This is a genomic window from Kitasatospora sp. NPDC059648 (assembly GCF_042734825.1).
Lineage (GTDB): Bacteria > Actinomycetota > Actinomycetes > Streptomycetales > Streptomycetaceae > Kitasatospora.
In genome coordinates this window covers 36,921-53,592 of sequence record NZ_JBHWDU010000027.1, presented here as the reverse complement: position 1 = coordinate 53,592, position 16,672 = coordinate 36,921, and the positions used below count along the sequence as shown (strand labels likewise).

15 protein-coding genes are annotated in these 16,672 nt (G+C 73.1%); 11 read left to right on the top strand and 4 right to left on the bottom strand.

Annotation, left to right across the window (positions count from 1 at the left end; genetic code table 11):
* Positions 1-16 precede the first annotated feature (16 nt).
* A complete protein-coding gene (locus ACFV1W_RS18385; protein ID WP_380417737.1) occupies positions 17-775 on the bottom strand; it encodes a gamma-glutamyl-gamma-aminobutyrate hydrolase family protein in 759 nt (252 codons plus the stop codon).
* 155 nt (positions 776-930) lie between these two features.
* On the opposite strand from ACFV1W_RS18385, the gene ACFV1W_RS18380 reads away from it, so the two are divergent.
* The 3 genes from ACFV1W_RS18380 to ACFV1W_RS18370 all read left to right on the top strand — a co-directional run bounded on the left by ACFV1W_RS18380 (position 931) and on the right by ACFV1W_RS18370 (position 4,487).
* Positions 931-2,316 carry a glutamine synthetase family protein gene (locus ACFV1W_RS18380; RefSeq protein ID WP_380417735.1) on the top strand — a complete coding sequence of 462 codons (1,386 nt, stop codon included), beginning with the start codon at positions 931-933 and terminating at the stop codon, positions 2,314-2,316.
* A gap of 98 nt (positions 2,317-2,414) precedes the next feature.
* On the top strand, positions 2,415-3,215 hold the full coding sequence (locus ACFV1W_RS18375; RefSeq protein WP_380417733.1) for a 3-oxoacyl-ACP reductase: 801 nt from the start codon (positions 2,415-2,417) through the stop codon (positions 3,213-3,215).
* A 135-nt stretch (positions 3,216-3,350) separates the two neighbouring features.
* Positions 3,351-4,487 carry a DUF2510 domain-containing protein gene (locus ACFV1W_RS18370; RefSeq protein WP_380417731.1) on the top strand — a complete coding sequence of 379 codons (1,137 nt, stop codon included), beginning with the start codon at positions 3,351-3,353 and terminating at the stop codon, positions 4,485-4,487.
* 139 nt (positions 4,488-4,626) lie between these two features.
* Here the strand turns inward: ACFV1W_RS18370 and ACFV1W_RS18365 are convergent, their stop codons facing one another.
* Together ACFV1W_RS18365 and ACFV1W_RS18360 are read right to left on the bottom strand one after the other, a co-directional pair.
* Complete coding sequence (locus tag ACFV1W_RS18365) at positions 4,627-5,550, bottom strand: lytic polysaccharide monooxygenase (protein WP_380417730.1); 924 nt, start codon at positions 5,548-5,550, stop codon at positions 4,627-4,629.
* Positions 5,551-5,880: 330 nt separating this feature from the next.
* Positions 5,881-7,092: an amino acid deaminase/aldolase gene (locus ACFV1W_RS18360; protein WP_380417728.1), complete on the bottom strand. Its 1,212-nt coding sequence runs from the start codon at positions 7,090-7,092 to the stop codon at positions 5,881-5,883.
* A 147-nt stretch (positions 7,093-7,239) separates the two neighbouring features.
* On the opposite strand from ACFV1W_RS18360, the gene ACFV1W_RS18355 reads away from it, so the two are divergent.
* Complete coding sequence (locus ACFV1W_RS18355; protein ID WP_380417726.1) at positions 7,240-8,013, top strand: SseB family protein; 774 nt, start codon at positions 7,240-7,242, stop codon at positions 8,011-8,013.
* A gap of 60 nt (positions 8,014-8,073) precedes the next feature.
* Here ACFV1W_RS18355 and ACFV1W_RS18350 read toward each other — a convergent pair whose 3' ends face one another.
* A complete protein-coding gene (locus ACFV1W_RS18350; protein WP_380417724.1) occupies positions 8,074-8,451 on the bottom strand; it encodes a DUF1844 domain-containing protein in 378 nt (125 codons plus the stop codon).
* 498 nt (positions 8,452-8,949) lie between these two features.
* On the opposite strand from ACFV1W_RS18350, the gene infC reads away from it, so the two are divergent.
* The 7 genes from infC to pheT all read left to right on the top strand — a co-directional run bounded on the left by infC (position 8,950) and on the right by pheT (position 16,625).
* The gene (gene infC, locus ACFV1W_RS18345; protein WP_380417810.1) at positions 8,950-9,660 is read left to right on the top strand and encodes a translation initiation factor IF-3; all 711 of its coding nucleotides are present in this window, start codon (positions 8,950-8,952) and stop codon (positions 9,658-9,660) included.
* A gap of 140 nt (positions 9,661-9,800) precedes the next feature.
* Positions 9,801-9,995: a 50S ribosomal protein L35 gene (gene rpmI, locus ACFV1W_RS18340; RefSeq protein WP_153460093.1), complete on the top strand. Its 195-nt coding sequence runs from the start codon at positions 9,801-9,803 to the stop codon at positions 9,993-9,995.
* Between the two features lie 109 nt (positions 9,996-10,104).
* Positions 10,105-10,500, top strand: a complete 396-nt coding sequence (gene rplT, locus ACFV1W_RS18335; RefSeq protein ID WP_355669891.1) for a 50S ribosomal protein L20 — start codon at positions 10,105-10,107, stop codon at positions 10,498-10,500.
* Positions 10,501-10,623: 123 nt separating this feature from the next.
* On the top strand, positions 10,624-11,490 hold the full coding sequence (locus tag ACFV1W_RS18330; protein ID WP_030286229.1) for an RNA methyltransferase: 867 nt from the start codon (positions 10,624-10,626) through the stop codon (positions 11,488-11,490).
* Between the two features lie 163 nt (positions 11,491-11,653).
* Entirely contained in the window at positions 11,654-12,757 is a 1,104-nt protein-coding gene (locus tag ACFV1W_RS18325; RefSeq protein ID WP_380417721.1) for an ATP-binding protein, read from the top strand.
* Between the two features lie 245 nt (positions 12,758-13,002).
* A complete protein-coding gene (gene pheS / locus ACFV1W_RS18320; RefSeq protein WP_380417719.1) occupies positions 13,003-14,124 on the top strand; it encodes a phenylalanine--tRNA ligase subunit alpha in 1,122 nt (373 codons plus the stop codon).
* Entirely contained in the window at positions 14,124-16,625 is a 2,502-nt protein-coding gene (gene pheT, locus ACFV1W_RS18315; protein WP_380417717.1) for a phenylalanine--tRNA ligase subunit beta, read from the top strand. Before pheS ends, pheT begins: the two co-directional genes overlap by 1 nt.
* The last annotated feature ends 47 nt before the right edge of the window (positions 16,626-16,672 follow it).

Below are 16,672 nucleotides of genomic sequence, written 5' to 3'. Positions count from 1 at the left end.
CCCGCTTGCTTCCCGCTCAGCCGAGCGCCACCGCGTCCAGCGCCGCAGCGTCCAGCGGCACCGCGTCCAGCGCCGAAGCGGTGGCAGCCCGGACGAGGGCCCGCATCACCCGCAGGTCGTCGCCCTGTTCCGGGTGCCACTGCACCCCCACCGTGAACCCCGGCCCCTCGACGGCCTCCACCGTCCCGTCCGGGGCGAGGGCGCTCACCCGCAGGCCCGCGCCGAGCCGGCCGACCGCCTGGTGGTGGAAGGTCGGCACCTCCAGCTCGCTCTCCGGGAGCAGCCCGCCCACCAGCGTCCCGGGCACCGGCCGCACCAGGTGGGCGCCGTAGCAGCCCGGCGAACCGCCGTGGACGTCGACCTCCACGACGTCCGGCAGGTGCTGCACCAGCGTCCCCCCGCACACCACGTTCAGAACCTGCATCCCCCGGCAGATGCCCAGCACGGGCATGCCCGCCGCCAGGGCGCCGCGCAGCAGGGCGACCTCCCAGACGTCCCGCTCCGGCGAGGCGATGTCGGTCAACGGGTGGGCCGGCTCCCCGTAGTAAGCCGGGTCGAGGTCCGGCCCGCCGGCGATGACGAGGGCGTCGAGCCGGGCGAGCACCTCGGGCGCGCGCTCGGGGGCGTCCGGCGGCAGCAGGACGGCGATGCCGCCGGACGCCTGCACGTACGCGGTGTACCGTTCCGGCACCAGGGCGACGCGACGGCCCCGCCAGTCGCTCCAACTCGCGTCGACCAGGTAGGTGCTGACACCGATGAAAGGCCTGCGATCCATGGCGGGCATTCTCCACCCGCACCGTCCGGTACCCCGTCAATCACGCGCGTCGGCGCGCCACACCCGTCCGCCCTCTTCCGCCCCGCAAGCCGCAGGCCGTACGGTTCGCTGTGACCGCTTGATCTCGAAGAGTGATCGACGAGGAGGGTTCCGGCATGCCCGAGAACGCCGCCGCGGGATCGCGGCCCCGGCCGCCACTGACCCTGGACGAGCTGCGCATCCTGGTGGACGCGGGCGAGGTGCACACCGTCGCGCTCGCCTTCACCGACATGCAGGGGCGCCTGCAGGGGAAACGGTTCGCCGCCCGCTTCTTCCTCGACGAGGTGGCGGAGAACGGCGCCGAGGCCTGCGACTACCTGCTGGCCGTGGACGTGGACCTCAACACCGTGGACGGCTACGCCTTCTCCTCCTGGGCCACCGGCTACGGCGACTTCGCGATGCGCCCCGACCTCGGCACCCTGCGGCTGACCCCCTGGCAGCCCGGCACCGCCCAGGTCACCGCCGACCTGGCCCGGCACGGCGGCCACCCGGTGGACGCCGCCCCGCGCCAACTGCTGCGCCGTCAGATCGCCCGGCTCGCCGAGTACGGCCTGGCCGCGGACATCGGCACCGAACTGGAGTTCCTGGTCTTCCGCGACACCTACGAGCAGGCCTGGCTGGGCGGTTACCGCGGCCTGACCCCGGCCAACCTCTACAACGTCGACTACTCGATGCTCGGCACGGCCCGGGTCGAACCGCTGCTGTCCCGGATCCGCAACGAGATGGCCGGCGCCGGGCTGGCCGTCGAGTCCGCCAAGGGCGAGTGCAACCTCGGCCAGCACGAGATCGCCTTCCGCTACGCCGACGCCCTCACCACCTGCGACCAGCACAGCGTCTACAAGACCGGCGCCAAGGAGATCGCCGCCCAACAGGGCTGCGCCCTCACCTTCATGGCCAAGTACGACGAGCGCGAGGGCAACAGCTGCCACATCCACCTGTCGCTGCGCGACGCCGTCGGCGCACCCGCCTTCGCCGACCGGGACGGCCGGATGACCGACACCATGCGCCACTTCCTGGCCGGGCAGCTCGTCGCACTGCGCGAGTTCAGCCTGCTGTACGCGCCGAACATCAACTCCTACAAGCGCTACCGCCCCGGCTCCTTCGCCCCGACGGCCGTCGCCTGGGGCCGGGACAACCGCACCTGCGCCTACCGGGTGGTCGGCCACGGCCCGGGCCTGCGGATGGAGAACCGGGTGCCCGGCGGTGACGTCAACCCGTACCTCGCGGTGGCCGGGATGATCGCGGCCGGCCTGCACGGCCTGCAGCGCAAGCTCGATCTGCCCGCGCCCTGCCTGGGCAACGCCTACGCGGTGGAGGAGTACCCCCGGGTGCCCGGATCGCTGCGCGAGGCCGCCGAGTTGTGGGGGCAGAGCGAGCTGGCCCGGACGGCCTTCGGCGACGACGTGGTCGAGCACTACCTGAACATGGCCCGGGTCGAGCAGGCCGCCTACGACGGGGCCGTCACCGACTGGGAGCGCTACCGATCCTTCGAACGGATGTGAGGCATGGCCGACTCGCCGGGCAGCCCGACCCGCATTCCTCGCTGCGCCACTTCACTGGACCGAGAACGTCTTCATCCACAGCGAGGAGTGACAGTCCGATGAGCGCCGGTTCGACGAGTGACGGCGACGTCCTCTGCCGCCGCCTGGTCGGCCGCACCGCCGTGGTCACCGGCGCGGGCAGCGGGATCGGCCTGGCGGCCGCCCGCCGACTCGCCTCCGAGGGCGCCAAGGTGGTCTGTGCGGACCTGGACGAGGAGACCGGGCGGGCGGCCGCCAAGGAGGTCGGCGGGCTGTTCGTGCACACCGACGTCACCGACCCGTACATGGTCGAGGCGATGTTCGACGAGGCGTACGAGACCTACGGCAGCGTGGACGTCGCCTTCAACAACGCGGGCGTCTCGCCGCCGGAGGACGACTCGATCCTGACCACCGGCCTGGACGCCTGGCGCAGGGTCCAGGAGGTCAACCTGACCTCGGTCTACCTGTGCTGCAAGGCCGCGCTGCCGTACATGCGCCGGCACGGGCGCGGCTCGATCATCAACACCGCCAGCTTCGTGGCCCGGATGGGCGCGGCCACCTCGCAGATCTCGTACACCGCCTCCAAGGGCGGGGTGCTGGCGATGTCCCGCGAGCTGGGCGTGCAGTTCGCCCGGGAGGGGATCCGGGTGAACGCGCTGTCGCCCGGGCCGGTGGACACCCCGCTGCTGCGCGAGCTGTTGGCCGAGGACCCGGAGCGGGCGGCCCGCCGGCTGGTGCACATCCCGCTCGGCCGGTTCGCCAGGGCCGAGGAGATCGCCGCCGCGGTGGCCTTCCTGGCGAGCGACGACTCCTCGTTCATCACCGCGAGCGAGTTCCTGGTGGACGGCGGCATCTCCGGGGCGTACGTCACCCCGCTGTAGGCGGTCGGCGGGTGGGCTGCCACCGGTGGCCGTACCGGGCCGTCGGTGGCTTCTCACCGTAATCTCATCGAAAACCCGCGGAATCCCCGGTTGCGCTGATTTCGCGTTTATCCGGCTACCTTTAGATTCTTTGCTGTGAGTGAGCAGATCCCCGCCGGGTGGTACCCGGACCCGAAGAACACCGGCGACCCGAGACCGCAGCGCTGGTGGGACGGCAAGGGCTGGACGGCCGACACCCGGCCCGCACCCTCGGACGCCCCGCAGTCGGAGCCCCCGGCCGCCGCGGTCCCGGGGCCGGAGACGGCGGAGCAGCCCAGGGTGCTGGAGGGCGAGGTCCTGGACAGCGGGCCGACGGTCCGCTACCCGGAGCCCCCGCCCTTCGGCACCGCGTACGGCGCGCCCGGCCGGCCGCCGCGCAAGGCCTGGCGCAAGCCCTCCCGGCTGGTCGTGGCCACCGCCGTGGCCGCCCTGCTGGGCCTGGGCGCCGGTTCGGGGATCACCTACCTGGCGATGGACGGGAAGCACGGCGGCTCGCAGCGCAGCGCCGCCCGTCCCCAGCCGGCGCCCAACGACGGCGGCGACGGGCTGTTCGGCTTCCCCGGCCTCGGCGGCAAGGGCGGCGGCAGCGGCAAGGGCGGCGGGAACGGGAACGGCGGCGGGAAGGGCAGCGGCAAAGCCAGGCCGGGCGCCGACAAGGCGATCGACATGGTGAACGGCCTCACGCTGCCCGTCCCCTCCGGCTGGCAGGCGGGCACCACCGACGACGGCTACGCCGCGCTGACCGTCGGCGACTACAAGTGCCCGGACGGCTCCGACAAGTGCACCCTCGGCGGGGTGAACACCGGCCGGATCGACGGCGGCGGCACGGACGCCCAGGCGGCGGCGAAGGCCGACATCGACAAGGCCGCGAAGGACGCCTACGGCGACATCACCGGGCACCAGGAGCTCAAGTCCGAGGCCGTGAAGGTCAACGGCCAGGACGGCTACCTGGTCCGCTGGAAGGTCGACGCGGCCAAGGGCAACAACGGCTACGTGGAGACCGTGGTCTTCCCGTCCCGCGACGGCAAGAACCTGATCTCGGTGCACTTCGGCTTCGACATCGCCGACAAGGCACCGGACGTCGGGGTGATGGACACCATCGTCAAGGGCATCGCCGACTTCAAGGGCAAGATCCCGGGCCTCCCGGGCATGCCGGGCTCCGGCGGCGGTTCCGGCGGCGGTTCCGGTTCCGGTGGCAGCAGCCCCGACGGCTCCGGTACCGAGACCACCTGAGCCACCCGCTCCTCACACCGCGACGGCCCACCCGGGAGGGAATCCCCTCCAGGTGGGCCGTCGCCGTTCGTTCGGGCGTGAGAGCCGCGGGAGCCGGACCGGACGGGGGTGGGCCGGCCCGGCCCCGCGTCGTCCGGCGTCAGGAGTCGCGTCGAACAGCCTCGACGCGACGGCGCCGGAGCACCATGCCGGCCCAGCCGACGCCGAGCGCGGCGGCACCGGCGAGCAGCAGCGGACCGGTGGCGGAAGTGCCGGCCACGGCCGCGGAACTGGTCGGGAGCGGCTGCCCGGCCGGGGCGTTCGGATCCCCGCCGTGGCCGTGGTGGGCGACCGTCGACCTGGACGCGTCGGCGGCGATCTGGGCGTCGCCGGGCGCGGCCGGGGCGGCGAGCGAGGAGAGGGCCGGGGCACCGGCGGCGGTGCCGGACGTGCCGAAGTCGACGTCGGAGCAGCTGTAGAACGCCTCCGGGCTGTCGCTGCGCTGCCAGATCGTGTAGAGCAGCTGGCGGCCGGTGCGCTGCGGCAGGGTGCCCGAGTAGGTGTAGTACCCGTTGACGGCGGTGCGGTCGACCTGCGCCTGGGCGACCGGGGTCGGGTCGAGGTCGGACCACTTCAGCGGCTTGGCGGGGTCGTAGCCCGGCCTGGTGATGTAGACGGTCTGGGTGCCCACGTGCGGCGCGGTGGTGCGGAACCGGAAGGTGAACCTGCCCGGGCTGACCGGGGTGGCCGGCCAGTCGGTGCGCGGCCAGTCCAGGGCCGCGTACTTGTCGCGGTTGGCCGAGCAGAGCCGGCCGTCCGGGATCAGCGCCTGGTGGTTGCCGTTGGCGTTGGCGATGTTGACCTCGTTCCAGTCGTACAACGGCTGGGTGCCGCCTGCGGCGACGAGGTCCTTGCAGACCTGGGACACCGGGTGCTCGGGGCCCTCGGCGTAGCAGGCGGCGACCCGGCTGACCGGGCCGGTCATGGTGCCGTGGGCGCCGGCGGTGCCGGCGGTGGTCGCGGCCACCGCGAGGACCGCGGCGCCGACCACGCCGACGGACAGGGCACTTCGCTTGATGGACATGGGGTGGGGACTCCTCGGCCGTCGTTCCGGGCGGGTGTGGGGGAGCGGACACGCCTGCCCGCTCGGGGGCCGCCGGCCCGGATCGCGGACCCCCGGCCAGAGCGTAGGATTGGTCTGGACCATAAGGCAATAGCCGGGAGCGGCCCGGATGTTGACGCACTGTAGGCGTTCGAGCAGCGCAAAGGCCCGACGGGACGCCGTGGTTAGGTGTCCCATCGGGCCCGCTTAAGACCGGCGAAAGGTCGGAGTCGGAAGTTCAGGTCGCCGTCGATCGTCGACACGGCGGCAATCCACGGCAACGTCGTCCAGGGCGGCAAGATCGACGGCCGGTCAGAGGAACGTCCTTCCCTCACCCCGGTAGGTGGGGACGCTCCGGACGACCCGGTCCCCCTCGATCAGGTGCAGTTCGGCGAAGCGCTCGCACAGCTCGCCCGCCTTGGCGTGCCGGAACCAGACCCGGTCGCCGATCAGCAGGTCGTCGGCGGCCGGGCCGATCAGCGGGGTCTGCACCTCGCCCGCGCCCTCCATCGGGTCGTAGTGCAGCCCCGCCGGCAGGTACGGCACCGGCGAGCGGTCCGGTCCGGCGGCGCCGGAGGCCGGGTAGCCGCCGCCCAGCACCGTCACCACCCCGACACCGGGGCGGCGCACCACCGGCTGGCCGAACAGCGCGGCCGGACGGCCCCGGAAGGAGCGGTAGTTGTCGAAGAGCTGCGGCGCGTAGAGCCCGGAGCCGGCGGCGACCTCGGTGACGGCGCGCTCGGCCGCGGTGGACTCCACGCTGCCGGTGCCGCCGCCGTTGACGAACTCCAGCTCGGCCACCTGCTGCAGCCGCCGGACCACCGCCGCGCGCCGCTCGGCCAGCTCGGTCCGGGACTTCGCCTGCATCAGCCGGATCAGCTGCGAGCGCACCGGCCGCCCCGGCACCCGGTCGCCCACCCCGGCTACGTGCCCCTCGTACGCCATCAGACCGACCACCCGGAAACCCCGGCGCCGCTGGACGAGTTCGGCGAAGGCGCCCAGCTCCTCCGGGGTGCGCAGCGGCGAGCGCCGGGCGCCGACGCGGACCCGCCCGCCGAGCAGGTGCAGCGCGGTGTCCAGCTCCAGGCAGACCCGCACCTCGGCGTCGCCGGAGCGGGCCCTGTCGATCAGGTCCAGCTGGGCCGGGTCGTCCAGCACGACGGTGACCCGGCGGGCCAGCTCCGGGTCGGCCGTCAGCTCGGCGTAGCCGACCCGGTCGCTGGAGGGGTAGGCGAGCAACACGTCGCGCACACCGGTGCGGGCCAGCCAGAGGGACTCGTCCAGGGTGAAGCCCATCACCCCGGCGAAGCCGTCCACGGCCAGCACCCGGTCCAGCAGTGCCCGGCAGCGCAGCGACTTGCTGGCCACCCGGATGGGCTTGCCGCCCGCCCGGCGCACCAGGTCGGCGGCGTTGGCGTCGAAGGCGGCGAGGTCCACCACGGCCACCGGCCCGTCCAGGTGGGCGGTGGCCCGGTCGTACCGGTGCCGGTCGGATACCGGAGTGCGGGTTACGAGGATGACCATGCGCGCAGGTTGCCACAGCGGACTACCGCTGGGTAGGGCCTGCGCGTGGGATTCCGTCGGGCCCGGCAGGGATCCGGGGCACGGGCCCTGCGAGGGGGCGTGCGGGGAAATGCGGGTGGCGGGCGGTGGTGGCATAGGGTCGGCCGGGTGGACCGCAAAGACTTCTCCAACCCGGCGTTCGTCGGCAAGAGCATCCCGAATCCCGGCTTCTCCGACGACGACGGCACGGCGGACCCGGCGCTGACCGAGGCCCTCGCCCGCTGGTCGCAGGACCGTACGGCAGAGCCGGAGGTGCTGGCGGCGCTGACCCCGACCCGGCTGATGGTCCCGATCGTCGCCATCCTCGGCGAGGTCGAGGTGGACGACCACGGGCACAAGCACGACAAGAGCAGCGACATGGCCGTCCCGGTGCTGGAGGCCCCGGACGGGCGCCGCGCGCTGCCCGCCTTCACGTCGCTGGAGTCGCTCACCCGCTGGCGCGCCGACGCCCGTCCGGCGCCGACGGCGGCCCCGCAGGCCGCGATGGTGGCCTTCTCCGAGCGCGCCGACACGTTGTTGATCGACCCGGCCGGGCCGGTGCCCTTCCTGCTGGGCGGCGCCCGGCTGCGGGCACTCGCGGAGAACCGCCCGTACCTGCCGCCGGTGCGCGACCCGGAGGTGCGGGAGGCGGTCCGGGCGCTGCTGGCGGCCGAGCCGCAGGTGCTCAGCGGACTGCTGGCGCCGTCGGAGGACTCGGACGGCGTGCTCGCGGTGGTGTTCGACCCGGCGCTGGACCAGCCGGGGCTGCAGGCGGCCGCGCAGCGGGTCGGCCGGGCGGTGGCCGGGGACCCGGTGCTGCGGGTGCGGCTGGACCGGGGGCTGGACCTCGCGGTGCTGCCGGCGAGCTCGCAGCTGCCGGGGGAGCCGCTCTACCGGCGGTAGAGCGGTGGAGACGAACGGGACCACCTACGAGAGCTCGTAGGTGGTCCCGTCGGGAACCGCTCAGTTGTAGACCGGCCCGGTGAACTTCTCGCCCGGCCCCGCGCCCGGCGCGTCCGGCACCAGCGAGGCCTCGCGGAAGGCCAGCTGCAGCGAGCGCAGGCCGTCCCGCAGCGGGGCGGCGTGGAAGTTGCTGATCTCCGGGGCACCGGCGGTGACCAGCCCGGCCAGGGCGGTGATCAGCTTGCGGGCCTCGTCGAGGTCCTTGTCCTTCTCGCCGCCCTCGGCCAGACCGCACTTGACCGCGGCGGCGCTCATCAGGTGCACCGCGACGGTCGTGATCACCTCGACGGCCGGGACCTCGGCGATGTCGCGGGTGAGGTCGTCGAAGCCGATCGCGTCGTCGTCCGCGCCGGGGTTCTGGGTGGGCTCGCTGCTCAAGGGTGGCTCGTTCCGTCGTGCGGTGTGGGTACACGTGGAGCGTACAAGGGGGCCCCGGACCCGCTCGGAGGGCAGTGCGCCGCGAAGGCGGTGCGCCGGGGCGGAATAGCGTTCGACCGCGCGACGCTGTAAGCTTCGAGACTGACCGGCCGGGATCCCTCATGGGCACCTGGCCAGCAAGTGGAGGCTCCACCACAGGAGGCCCGAGAGGGCAACCGCGAAAGTCTCCCACCTGATCGGCCTCGCGGTCGACGGGTCCGGTCCGCGACGGGCGCCACGGCGTCGAGTCGCCCGCAGCGTCCCTCACCGGACGCCGCCCCCGGTTGTGTGGAGCCCCGCTTGTACCGAGCGGGGCTTTTTTCGTGTCGCGGTGCACTTGGTGTCGAAACCAGCACCGGGGCAGCGCAGCACGAATGAAGCCCCGCCCAGTGGTCGAGTCCACTACGTGCGACCGCCGTCCGACGGCCGCATCGCAGAAGGTGCAACCGAGGAGGCCCCATCAGCACCGAGCCCCGCATCAACGACCGGATTCGCGTCCCGGAGGTGCGACTCGTCGGTCCCAGCGGCGAGCAGGTCGGCATCGTGCCGCTTGCCAAGGCGCTGGAGCTCGCGCAGGAGTACGACCTCGACCTGGTCGAGGTCGCGGCGACCGCCCGGCCGCCGGTGTGCAAGCTCATGGACTACGGCAAGTTCAAGTACGAGTCGGCCATGAAGGCCCGTGAGGCGCGCAAGAACCAGGCGCACACGGTCATCAAGGAGATGAAGCTCCGGCCGAAGATCGACCCGCACGACTACGACACCAAGAAGGGTCACGTCGTCCGGTTCCTCAAGCAGGGTGACAAGGTCAAGATCACGATCATGTTCCGTGGTCGTGAGCAGTCCCGCCCCGAGCTGGGCTTCCGTCTGCTGCAGCGGCTCGCCGACGACGTCCAGGAGCTGGGCTTCGTCGAGTCCTCGCCGAAGCAGGACGGCCGGAACATGATCATGGTTCTTGGTCCGCACAAGAAGAAGACCGAGGCGATGGCCGAGGCTCGCGCCCTCGCGGACGCCCGCAAGGCCGAGCGGCTGGGTCGGACCACCGGTTCCGACGCCGACGCCGCCGCCGCGGGTGAGGACGCCGTGACCGAGGCACAGGACGCCCCGGCCGAGGCCGAGGCCCCCGAGGCCGAGGCTCCGGTCGAGCAGCCGGCCGCTCCCCAGGGCGCCTGAGCCGAGAGGCTCACGGCAGTCCGGGGTCGGCCCCCACGGTGACGGGGCGACCCGCCCGGTCACCGCAGATCCATCCAGTTCACGCCCGCGTGGCGCAGGCCGCGCGGGCGTGAACGGGACCGACGAGGAGATACGGCGAAATGCCGAAGCAGAAGACGCACAGTGGCGCCAGCAAGCGCTTCAAGATCAGTGGCTCTGGCAAGGTGCTGCGCGAGCGCGCCGGCCGCCGCCACCTCCTGGAGCACAAGCCCTCGACGCTGACCCGCAAGCTGGCCGGGACGATCGAGATGGCCCCCGCTGACGCCAAGAAGATCAAGAAGCTTCTCGGCAAGTGATCGCCCTCCCGCCCGGTGCGAGCCGTGTGCGGGGCAGCTGATCCTTCCCGACCCATTCGAATGACGGACCACGTGAAGTAGTCCGTGGTCCAACCCAAGGAGTAATCAAGTGGCACGCGTCAAGCGGGCAGTCAACGCCCACAAGAAGCGCCGGGTCATCCTGGAGCGCGCCAGCGGCTACCGTGGCCAGCGCTCGCGCCTGTACCGCAAGGCCAAGGAGCAGGTCACCCACTCGCTGGTCTACAACTTCAACGACCGCAAGAAGCGCAAGGGCGACTTCCGTCAGCTGTGGATCCAGCGCATCAACGCTGCGGCCCGTGCCAACGGCATCACCTACAACCGCTTCGTGCAGGGCCTGAAGGCCGCCAGCGTCGAGATCGACCGCAAGATGCTGGCCGACCTGGCTGTCAACGACCCGGGTGCGTTCGCCTCCCTGGTCGAGGTCGCCCGGAAGGCGCTGCCGGCCGACGTGAACGCCCCGAAGGCTGCCGCCGACGCCGCCTGATCTTCCGAGATCGGTTGAGCTCCGACCGGACCCGCAGGCTCTCCTGCGGGTCCGGTTCTGCGTTCCACCCCCCTTCAGCACCGCCAGAGTCAGCCCGAGTCAGCGCCTCCAGAGAACGAGACCATGCCGAGCACCGAGACCCCCCTGCTCACCTCCCTGCGCTCGCCGCGCGTCGTCGCCGCCCGTCGGCTCGCCAAGCGGAACCAGCGCACCAAGGAGCGCCGCTTCCTGGCCGAGGGCCCGCAGGCCGTCCGGGAGGCCATCGCCTTCGGCAAGCTGCCGGGGACGGCCGAGCACGCCGTGGTCGAGGTGTACGTGGGCCTGGAGGCCGCCGAGCGGCACGCGGACATCGTGGAGGCCGCCCTGGCCGAGGGGCTGCCGGTGCTGACCGCCACCGACGAGGTGATCGCCGACATCTGCGACACGGTGACCCCGCAGGGCATCGTGGCGCTCTGCCGCTTCATCGACACCCCGTTCGCCGAGGTGCTCGCGGCCCGGCCGAAGCTGGTGGCGATCCTCGCCCACGTGCGCGACCCCGGGAACGCCGGCACCGTGTTGCGCACCGCCGACGCGGCCGGTGCGGACGCCGTGGTGCTGACCGACGCCTCGGTGGACCTGTACAACCCCAAGGCCGTCCGGGCCTCCGTCGGCAGCCTGTTCCACCTCCCGGTGGCGGTCGGCGTGCCGGTCGAGGAGGCGGTCGGGCAGCTGCGCGCGGCCGGGGTGCGGGTGCTCGCCGCGGACGGCGCGGGGGAGCGTGACCTCGACCAGGAGCTGGACGAGGGCACCCTGGGCGCGCCGGGCGCGTGGGTGTTCGGCAACGAGGCGTGGGGGCTCCCGGAGGAGACCCGGGCGCTCACCGACGAGGTCGTGCGGGTCCCGATCCACGGGCACGCGGAGAGCCTCAACCTGGCCACCGCCGCGGCCGTCTGCCTGTACGCCTCCGCCCGGGCACAGCGCTCGCCCGGCGGCTGCCGCTCGAACGGCTGACGCGCCCCGTCCGACGGCGACGGCCGAGTGCCCCGTCCGACGGCTGACACGCCCCGGGCGCGCCGGGGTCACCACGCTGCAAGCCCTACTGCCGGGGCCTGCGAGGCGCTAGGGTCTGCCTCGGTGTGGGGAACGGCACGGTGGGTAATCGGGGAGGCAACCCATGGTCGGCAGCGGAGCCGAGCTCGACCCGGACGACCTGCCGGACGGCCTGGTGGTCGCCGACGCGACGGGCCGGGTGGTCTGTTTCAACCGGGCCGCGGCCCGGCTCACCGGCGTGCTCCCGGAAGCCGCGCTCGGCAGCGCGCTGGAGGACGTCCTGCCGCTGGAGGACCTGGACGGCCGCCGTTGGTGGCAGCTGACGGATCCGTACGGCGGCCTGGCGATCCGCACCCGCCAGCCCGAGCGCAACCTGCTGCTGCCCGGCGGCCGGGAGGTGCTGGTCTCCGCCCGGTACGTCCGGGCGGTGCCCATGGGGCCGGTGGATCGCCTGGTGATCGCGCTGCGCGGCACCGAGGCCCGGCGCCGTACCGAGCGCAGCCACGCCGAGCTGATCGCCACCGTCGCGCACGAGCTGCGCTCCCCGCTGACCAGCGTCAAGGGCTTCACGGCGACGCTGCTGGCCAAGTGGGAGCGGTTCACCGACGGGCAGAAGCGGCTGATGCTGGAGACGGTGGACGCCGACGCGGACCGGGTCACCCGGCTGATCGCCGAGCTGCTGGACATCTCCCGGATCGACGCGGGGCGGCTGGAACTGCGCAAGCAGGTCGTCGACCTGGCCGCCGCGGTGCGCCGGCACGTCCAGCGCAAGGTGGCCACCGGCATCCCCGAGGAGCGCTTCGACATCCGGATCACCGAGCCGCTGACCGTACTGTGGGCGGACCCGGACAAGGTCGACCAGGTGCTGGCCAACCTGCTGGAAAACGCGGTGCGGCACGGCGAGGGAACTGTCACCATCGAGGTGGCACCGGCCAAGGAGGTCGTCGAGGCGCCCGTCTGGGAGCGCTCCGGCACCCCGCCCCGCATCCTGGAAGGCACAGCGGTCACCGTGAGCGACGAAGGCAGCGGAATCCCCGAGGAGTCGATGCCGCGCGTCTTCACCCGCTTCTGGCGGGGCTCCAAGCGCGGTGGCACCGGCCTGGGGCTCTACATCGTGAAGGGCATCGTGGAGGCCCACGGCGGCTCGATCAGGGTCGGCCGCGCGCCCGGTGGCGGGGCCCGGTTCCGATTTATCCTGCCCGCCGGGGTGCCCGACTTCATGCTCTGAAAGAGCATGGGCGACCGATACAGCATGTTGCGGTCGGGGTCCGGACGGGCTTGACGGCAGCCGCGCTACGCGCTGCGACTACACTCGACCTTTGGCGTTGCGCAACGCCCTGCGCGGCTGAGCCGCGGACACCCCTCCCCGTCAGTACGGAGACGGGCTGCCCGTGCCCCGGCCCCGCCGGGCGTGACGCGAAGGCGAGCCCACACACCTGAGCACGGACGAGCAGGAGCACGGGAAAGATAGAGATGTCGGCACCCAACAAGTCGTACGACCCGGTCGAGGTCGAGGCCCTCAAGCCCGAGGTGGTGGAGCAGGCGCGGGACGAGGCCGTCGCCGCCTTCGCCGCCGCCACCACGCTCGACGAGCTGAAGCAGGCCAAGGTCGCCCACACCGGCGACCGCTCCGCGCTCTCGCTCGCCAACCGCGAGATCGGCGCCCTCCCGCCGCACGCCAAGGCCGCCGCGGGCAAGCTGATCGGCCAGGCCCGCGGGGCCGTCAACCAGGCCCTGGCCAAGCGGCAGGGCGAGCTGGAGGCGGAGCGGGACGCCCGCGTGCTGGTCGAGGAGGCGGTGGACGTCACCCTGCCCTACGACCGCACCCCGCGCGGCGCCCGGCACCCGCTGACCACGCTGGCCGAGCGCATCGAGGACACCTTCGTCGCGATGGGCTACCAGGTCGCAGAGGGTCCCGAGGTCGAGGCCGAGTGGCTGAACTTCGACGCCCTCAACCTGGGCCCGGACCACCCGGCCCGCTCGATGCAGGACACCTTCTTCGTCCAGGCCCCGGACGGCTCCGCCGACTCCGGCGTGGTGCTGCGCACCCAGACCTCCCCGGTCCAGGCCCGCACCATGCTCCACCGCGAGCCCCCCATCTACGTGGTCTGCCCGGGCCGGGTCTACCGGACCGACGAGCTGGACGCCACCCACACCCCGGTGTTCCGCCAGGTCGAGGGCCTCGCCGTCGACGAGGGCATCACCTTCGCCGACCTCAAGGGCACCATCGAGGTGCTGGTCGAGAAGCTGATCGGCGGCGGCCTGGAGCTGCGCTGGCGCCCGTCGTACTTCCCGTTCACCGAGCCGAGCGCCGAGATCGACCTGCAGTGCTTCGTGTGCCGCGGCGAGAGCGTCGGCAACCCGGACCGCCCGTGCCGCACCTGCTCCTCCGAGGGCTGGATCGAGCTCGGCGGCTGCGGCGTGGTCAACCCCCGGGTGCTGGTCGCCTGCGGCGTGGACCCGAACCGCTACAGCGGCTTCGCCTTCGGCCTCGGCCTGGAGCGGATCCTGATGAATCGTCACAACGTCGCCGACATGCGCGACATGGTCGAGGGTGACGTGCGTTTCACCCTCCCGTTCGGGATGGAGATCTGATGCGCGTCCCGCTTTCCTGGCTGCGCGAGTACGTCGATCTGCCCGCGGGCGAGACCGGCCGTGACGTGGCCGAGCGGCTGGTCCGGGCCGGCCTGGAGGTCGAGACCGTCGAGCGGCTCGGCGCCGACCTCAAGGGCCCGCTGGTGGTCGGCGAGGTGCTCTCCATCGAGGAGCTGTCCGGCTTCAAGAAGCCGATCCGGCACTGCTTCGTCAACGTCGGCGACGCCAACGGCACCGGCGAGCCGCAGGAGATCGTCTGCGGCGCGACCAACTTCGCCGTCGGCGACAAGGTCGTGGTCGTGCTGCCGGGCGCCGTCCTGCCCGGCCCGTTCCCGATCTCGGCCCGCAAGACCTACGGCCACACCTCGGCCGGCATGATCTGTTCCGCCCGCGAGCTGGGCATGGGCGACGACCACAACGGCATCATCGTGCTCCCGCCGGAGTACGAGCCCGGCACGGACGCCATCGAGCTGCTCCAGCTGGTCGACGAGGTGCTGGACATCGCCGTCACCCCGGACCGCGGCTACTGCCTGTCCATGCGCGGCGTGGCCCGTGAGGCCGCCGCCGCGTACGGGCTGCCGCTGGCCGACCCGGCGCTGCTGGACGTGCCGCCGGCCAACTCCTTCGGCTACCTGGTCAAGGTCGACGACCCGGCCGGCTGCGACCGCTTCGTGGCCCGCACGGTCGTCGGCGTCGACCCGAACGCGAAGTCCCCGATCTGGCTGCAGCGCCGCCTGCAGAAGGCGGGCATCCGCCCGATCTCGCTGACCGTCGACATCACCAACTACGTGATGCTGGAGGTCGGACAGCCGCTGCACGCGTACGACAAGCAGCGGGTGGACGGCCCGATCACGGTCCGCCGGGCGGCCGAGGGCGAGACCCTCACCACCCTGGACGGCGTCGAGCGCAAGCTGGCCGCCGAGGACCTGCTGATCTGCGACAACAGCGGCCCGATCGGCCTGGCCGGCGTGATGGGCGGCGCCTCGACCGAGATCCTCGACCCGGCCGCCGGTCCGGGCACCACCGAGGTGATCATCGAGGCCGCGCACTTCGACCCGGTCTCCATCGCCCGCACCGCCAAGCGCCACAAGCTGCCCTCCGAGGCGTCCAAGCGCTTCGAGCGCGGCGTCGACCCGGAGGCCGCCCGCGCCGCCGCGCAGCGCGCCGTCGACCTGCTGGTGCTGATCGCCGGCGGCACCGCCGAGGCCGGGGTCACCGACATCGCGGCCCCGCACCCGGTGCGCACCATCACCATCGCCGCCGACCTGCCCGACCGGGTGGCCGGCACCACCTACGGCCGCGAGACCGTCACCCGGCGCCTGCAGGAGATCGGCTGCTCGGTCGCGGGCGCCGACGTCCTGGAGGTCACCCCGCCGACCTGGCGGCCCGACCTGACCGACCCGTACGACCTCGCCGAGGAGGTCATCCGGCTGGAGGGCTACGACAACGTCCCCGCCCGGATGCCGAACGTGCCGCCGGGCAAGGGCCTGACCGAGGCCCAGCGGGTCCACCGCCGGATCGGCGTCGCGCTGGCCGGGGCGGGCTACGTCGAGGTCAACAACTACCCGTTCCTCGGCGAGGCCGCCTTCGAGGCGCTCGGCCTGGAGCCGGACGACCGCCGCCGCCGGACGGTCAAGCTGGTCAACCCGCTCAACGACGAGGAACCGTCGCTGCGCACCACGCTGCTGCCGGGCCTGCTCGGCGCGCTGCGCCGCAACATCGGCCGGGGCAACACCGACCTGGCGATCTACGAGACCGGCACCGTGTTCCTGCCGAAGGACGAGCTGACCGTGGCCCCGCGCCCGGCCGTCGACCACCGGCCGAGCGACGAGGAGCTGGCCGCGCTGGACGCCGCGCTGCCGGACCAGCCGCGCCGGGTCGCCGTCGCCCTCGCGGGCGAGCGGCTGCCCTCCGGCTGGTGGGGCAAGGGCGACCAGGCCTCCTGGGCGGACGCCGTCGAGGCGGCCCGTACGGTGGCCCGCGCGGCCGGCGTCGAGCTGACCGTCCGCCAGGGCCAGCGGGCTCCCTGGCACCCTGGCCGCTGCGCCGAGCTGGTCGTGGCCGGCACCGACCGGGTGGTCGGCCACGCCGGTGAGCTGCACCCGCGCGTGGTCAAGGCGCTCGGGCTGCCGGCCCGTTCGGCGGCGATGGAGGTCGACATCGACCTGCTGACGGCGGACGGCCCGGAGAAGGTCAGCGGTCCGGCGGTCTCCGGCTTCCCGGTGGCCACCCAGGACGTCGCGCTGATCGTCGACACCGCCGTCCCGGCCGCCGAGGTCGAGGCCGCGCTGCGCTCGGGCGCGGGCGAACTGCTGGAGGCCATCCGGCTGTTCGACGTGTTCACCGGTGAGCAGGTCGGCGAGGGCAAGAAGTCGCTGGCCTACGCGCTGCGCTTCCGTGCCGCCGACCGCACGCTGACCGCCGACGAGGCCACCGCCGCCCGCGAGGCGGCCGTCGCCGAGGCCGTCAGCCGTACCGGCGCGGTGCTGCGCGGGGCCTGACCTCTCTCGGCAGGGCCTGCGAAGGGCCCCGCCCGGACCACCTCGGT

Coding starts and splice junctions, on each gene's coding strand:
- ACFV1W_RS18385 (WP_380417737.1), bottom strand. CDS start 775: ATGGATCGCAGGCCTTTCATCGGTGTCAGCACCTACCTGGTCGACGCG.
- rpmI (WP_153460093.1), top strand. CDS start 9,801: ATGCCGAAGCAGAAGACGCACAGTGGCGCCAGCAAGCGCTTCAAGATC.
- pheT (WP_380417717.1), top strand. CDS start 14,124: ATGCGCGTCCCGCTTTCCTGGCTGCGCGAGTACGTCGATCTGCCCGCG.
- ACFV1W_RS18375 (WP_380417733.1), top strand. CDS start 2,415: ATGAGCGCCGGTTCGACGAGTGACGGCGACGTCCTCTGCCGCCGCCTG.
- ACFV1W_RS18325 (WP_380417721.1), top strand. CDS start 11,654: ATGGTCGGCAGCGGAGCCGAGCTCGACCCGGACGACCTGCCGGACGGC.
- pheS (WP_380417719.1), top strand. CDS start 13,003: ATGTCGGCACCCAACAAGTCGTACGACCCGGTCGAGGTCGAGGCCCTC.
- ACFV1W_RS18360 (WP_380417728.1), bottom strand. CDS start 7,092: ATGGTCATCCTCGTAACCCGCACTCCGGTATCCGACCGGCACCGGTAC.
- ACFV1W_RS18330 (WP_030286229.1), top strand. CDS start 10,624: ATGCCGAGCACCGAGACCCCCCTGCTCACCTCCCTGCGCTCGCCGCGC.
- ACFV1W_RS18380 (WP_380417735.1), top strand. CDS start 931: ATGCCCGAGAACGCCGCCGCGGGATCGCGGCCCCGGCCGCCACTGACC.
- ACFV1W_RS18365 (WP_380417730.1), bottom strand. CDS start 5,550: ATGTCCATCAAGCGAAGTGCCCTGTCCGTCGGCGTGGTCGGCGCCGCG.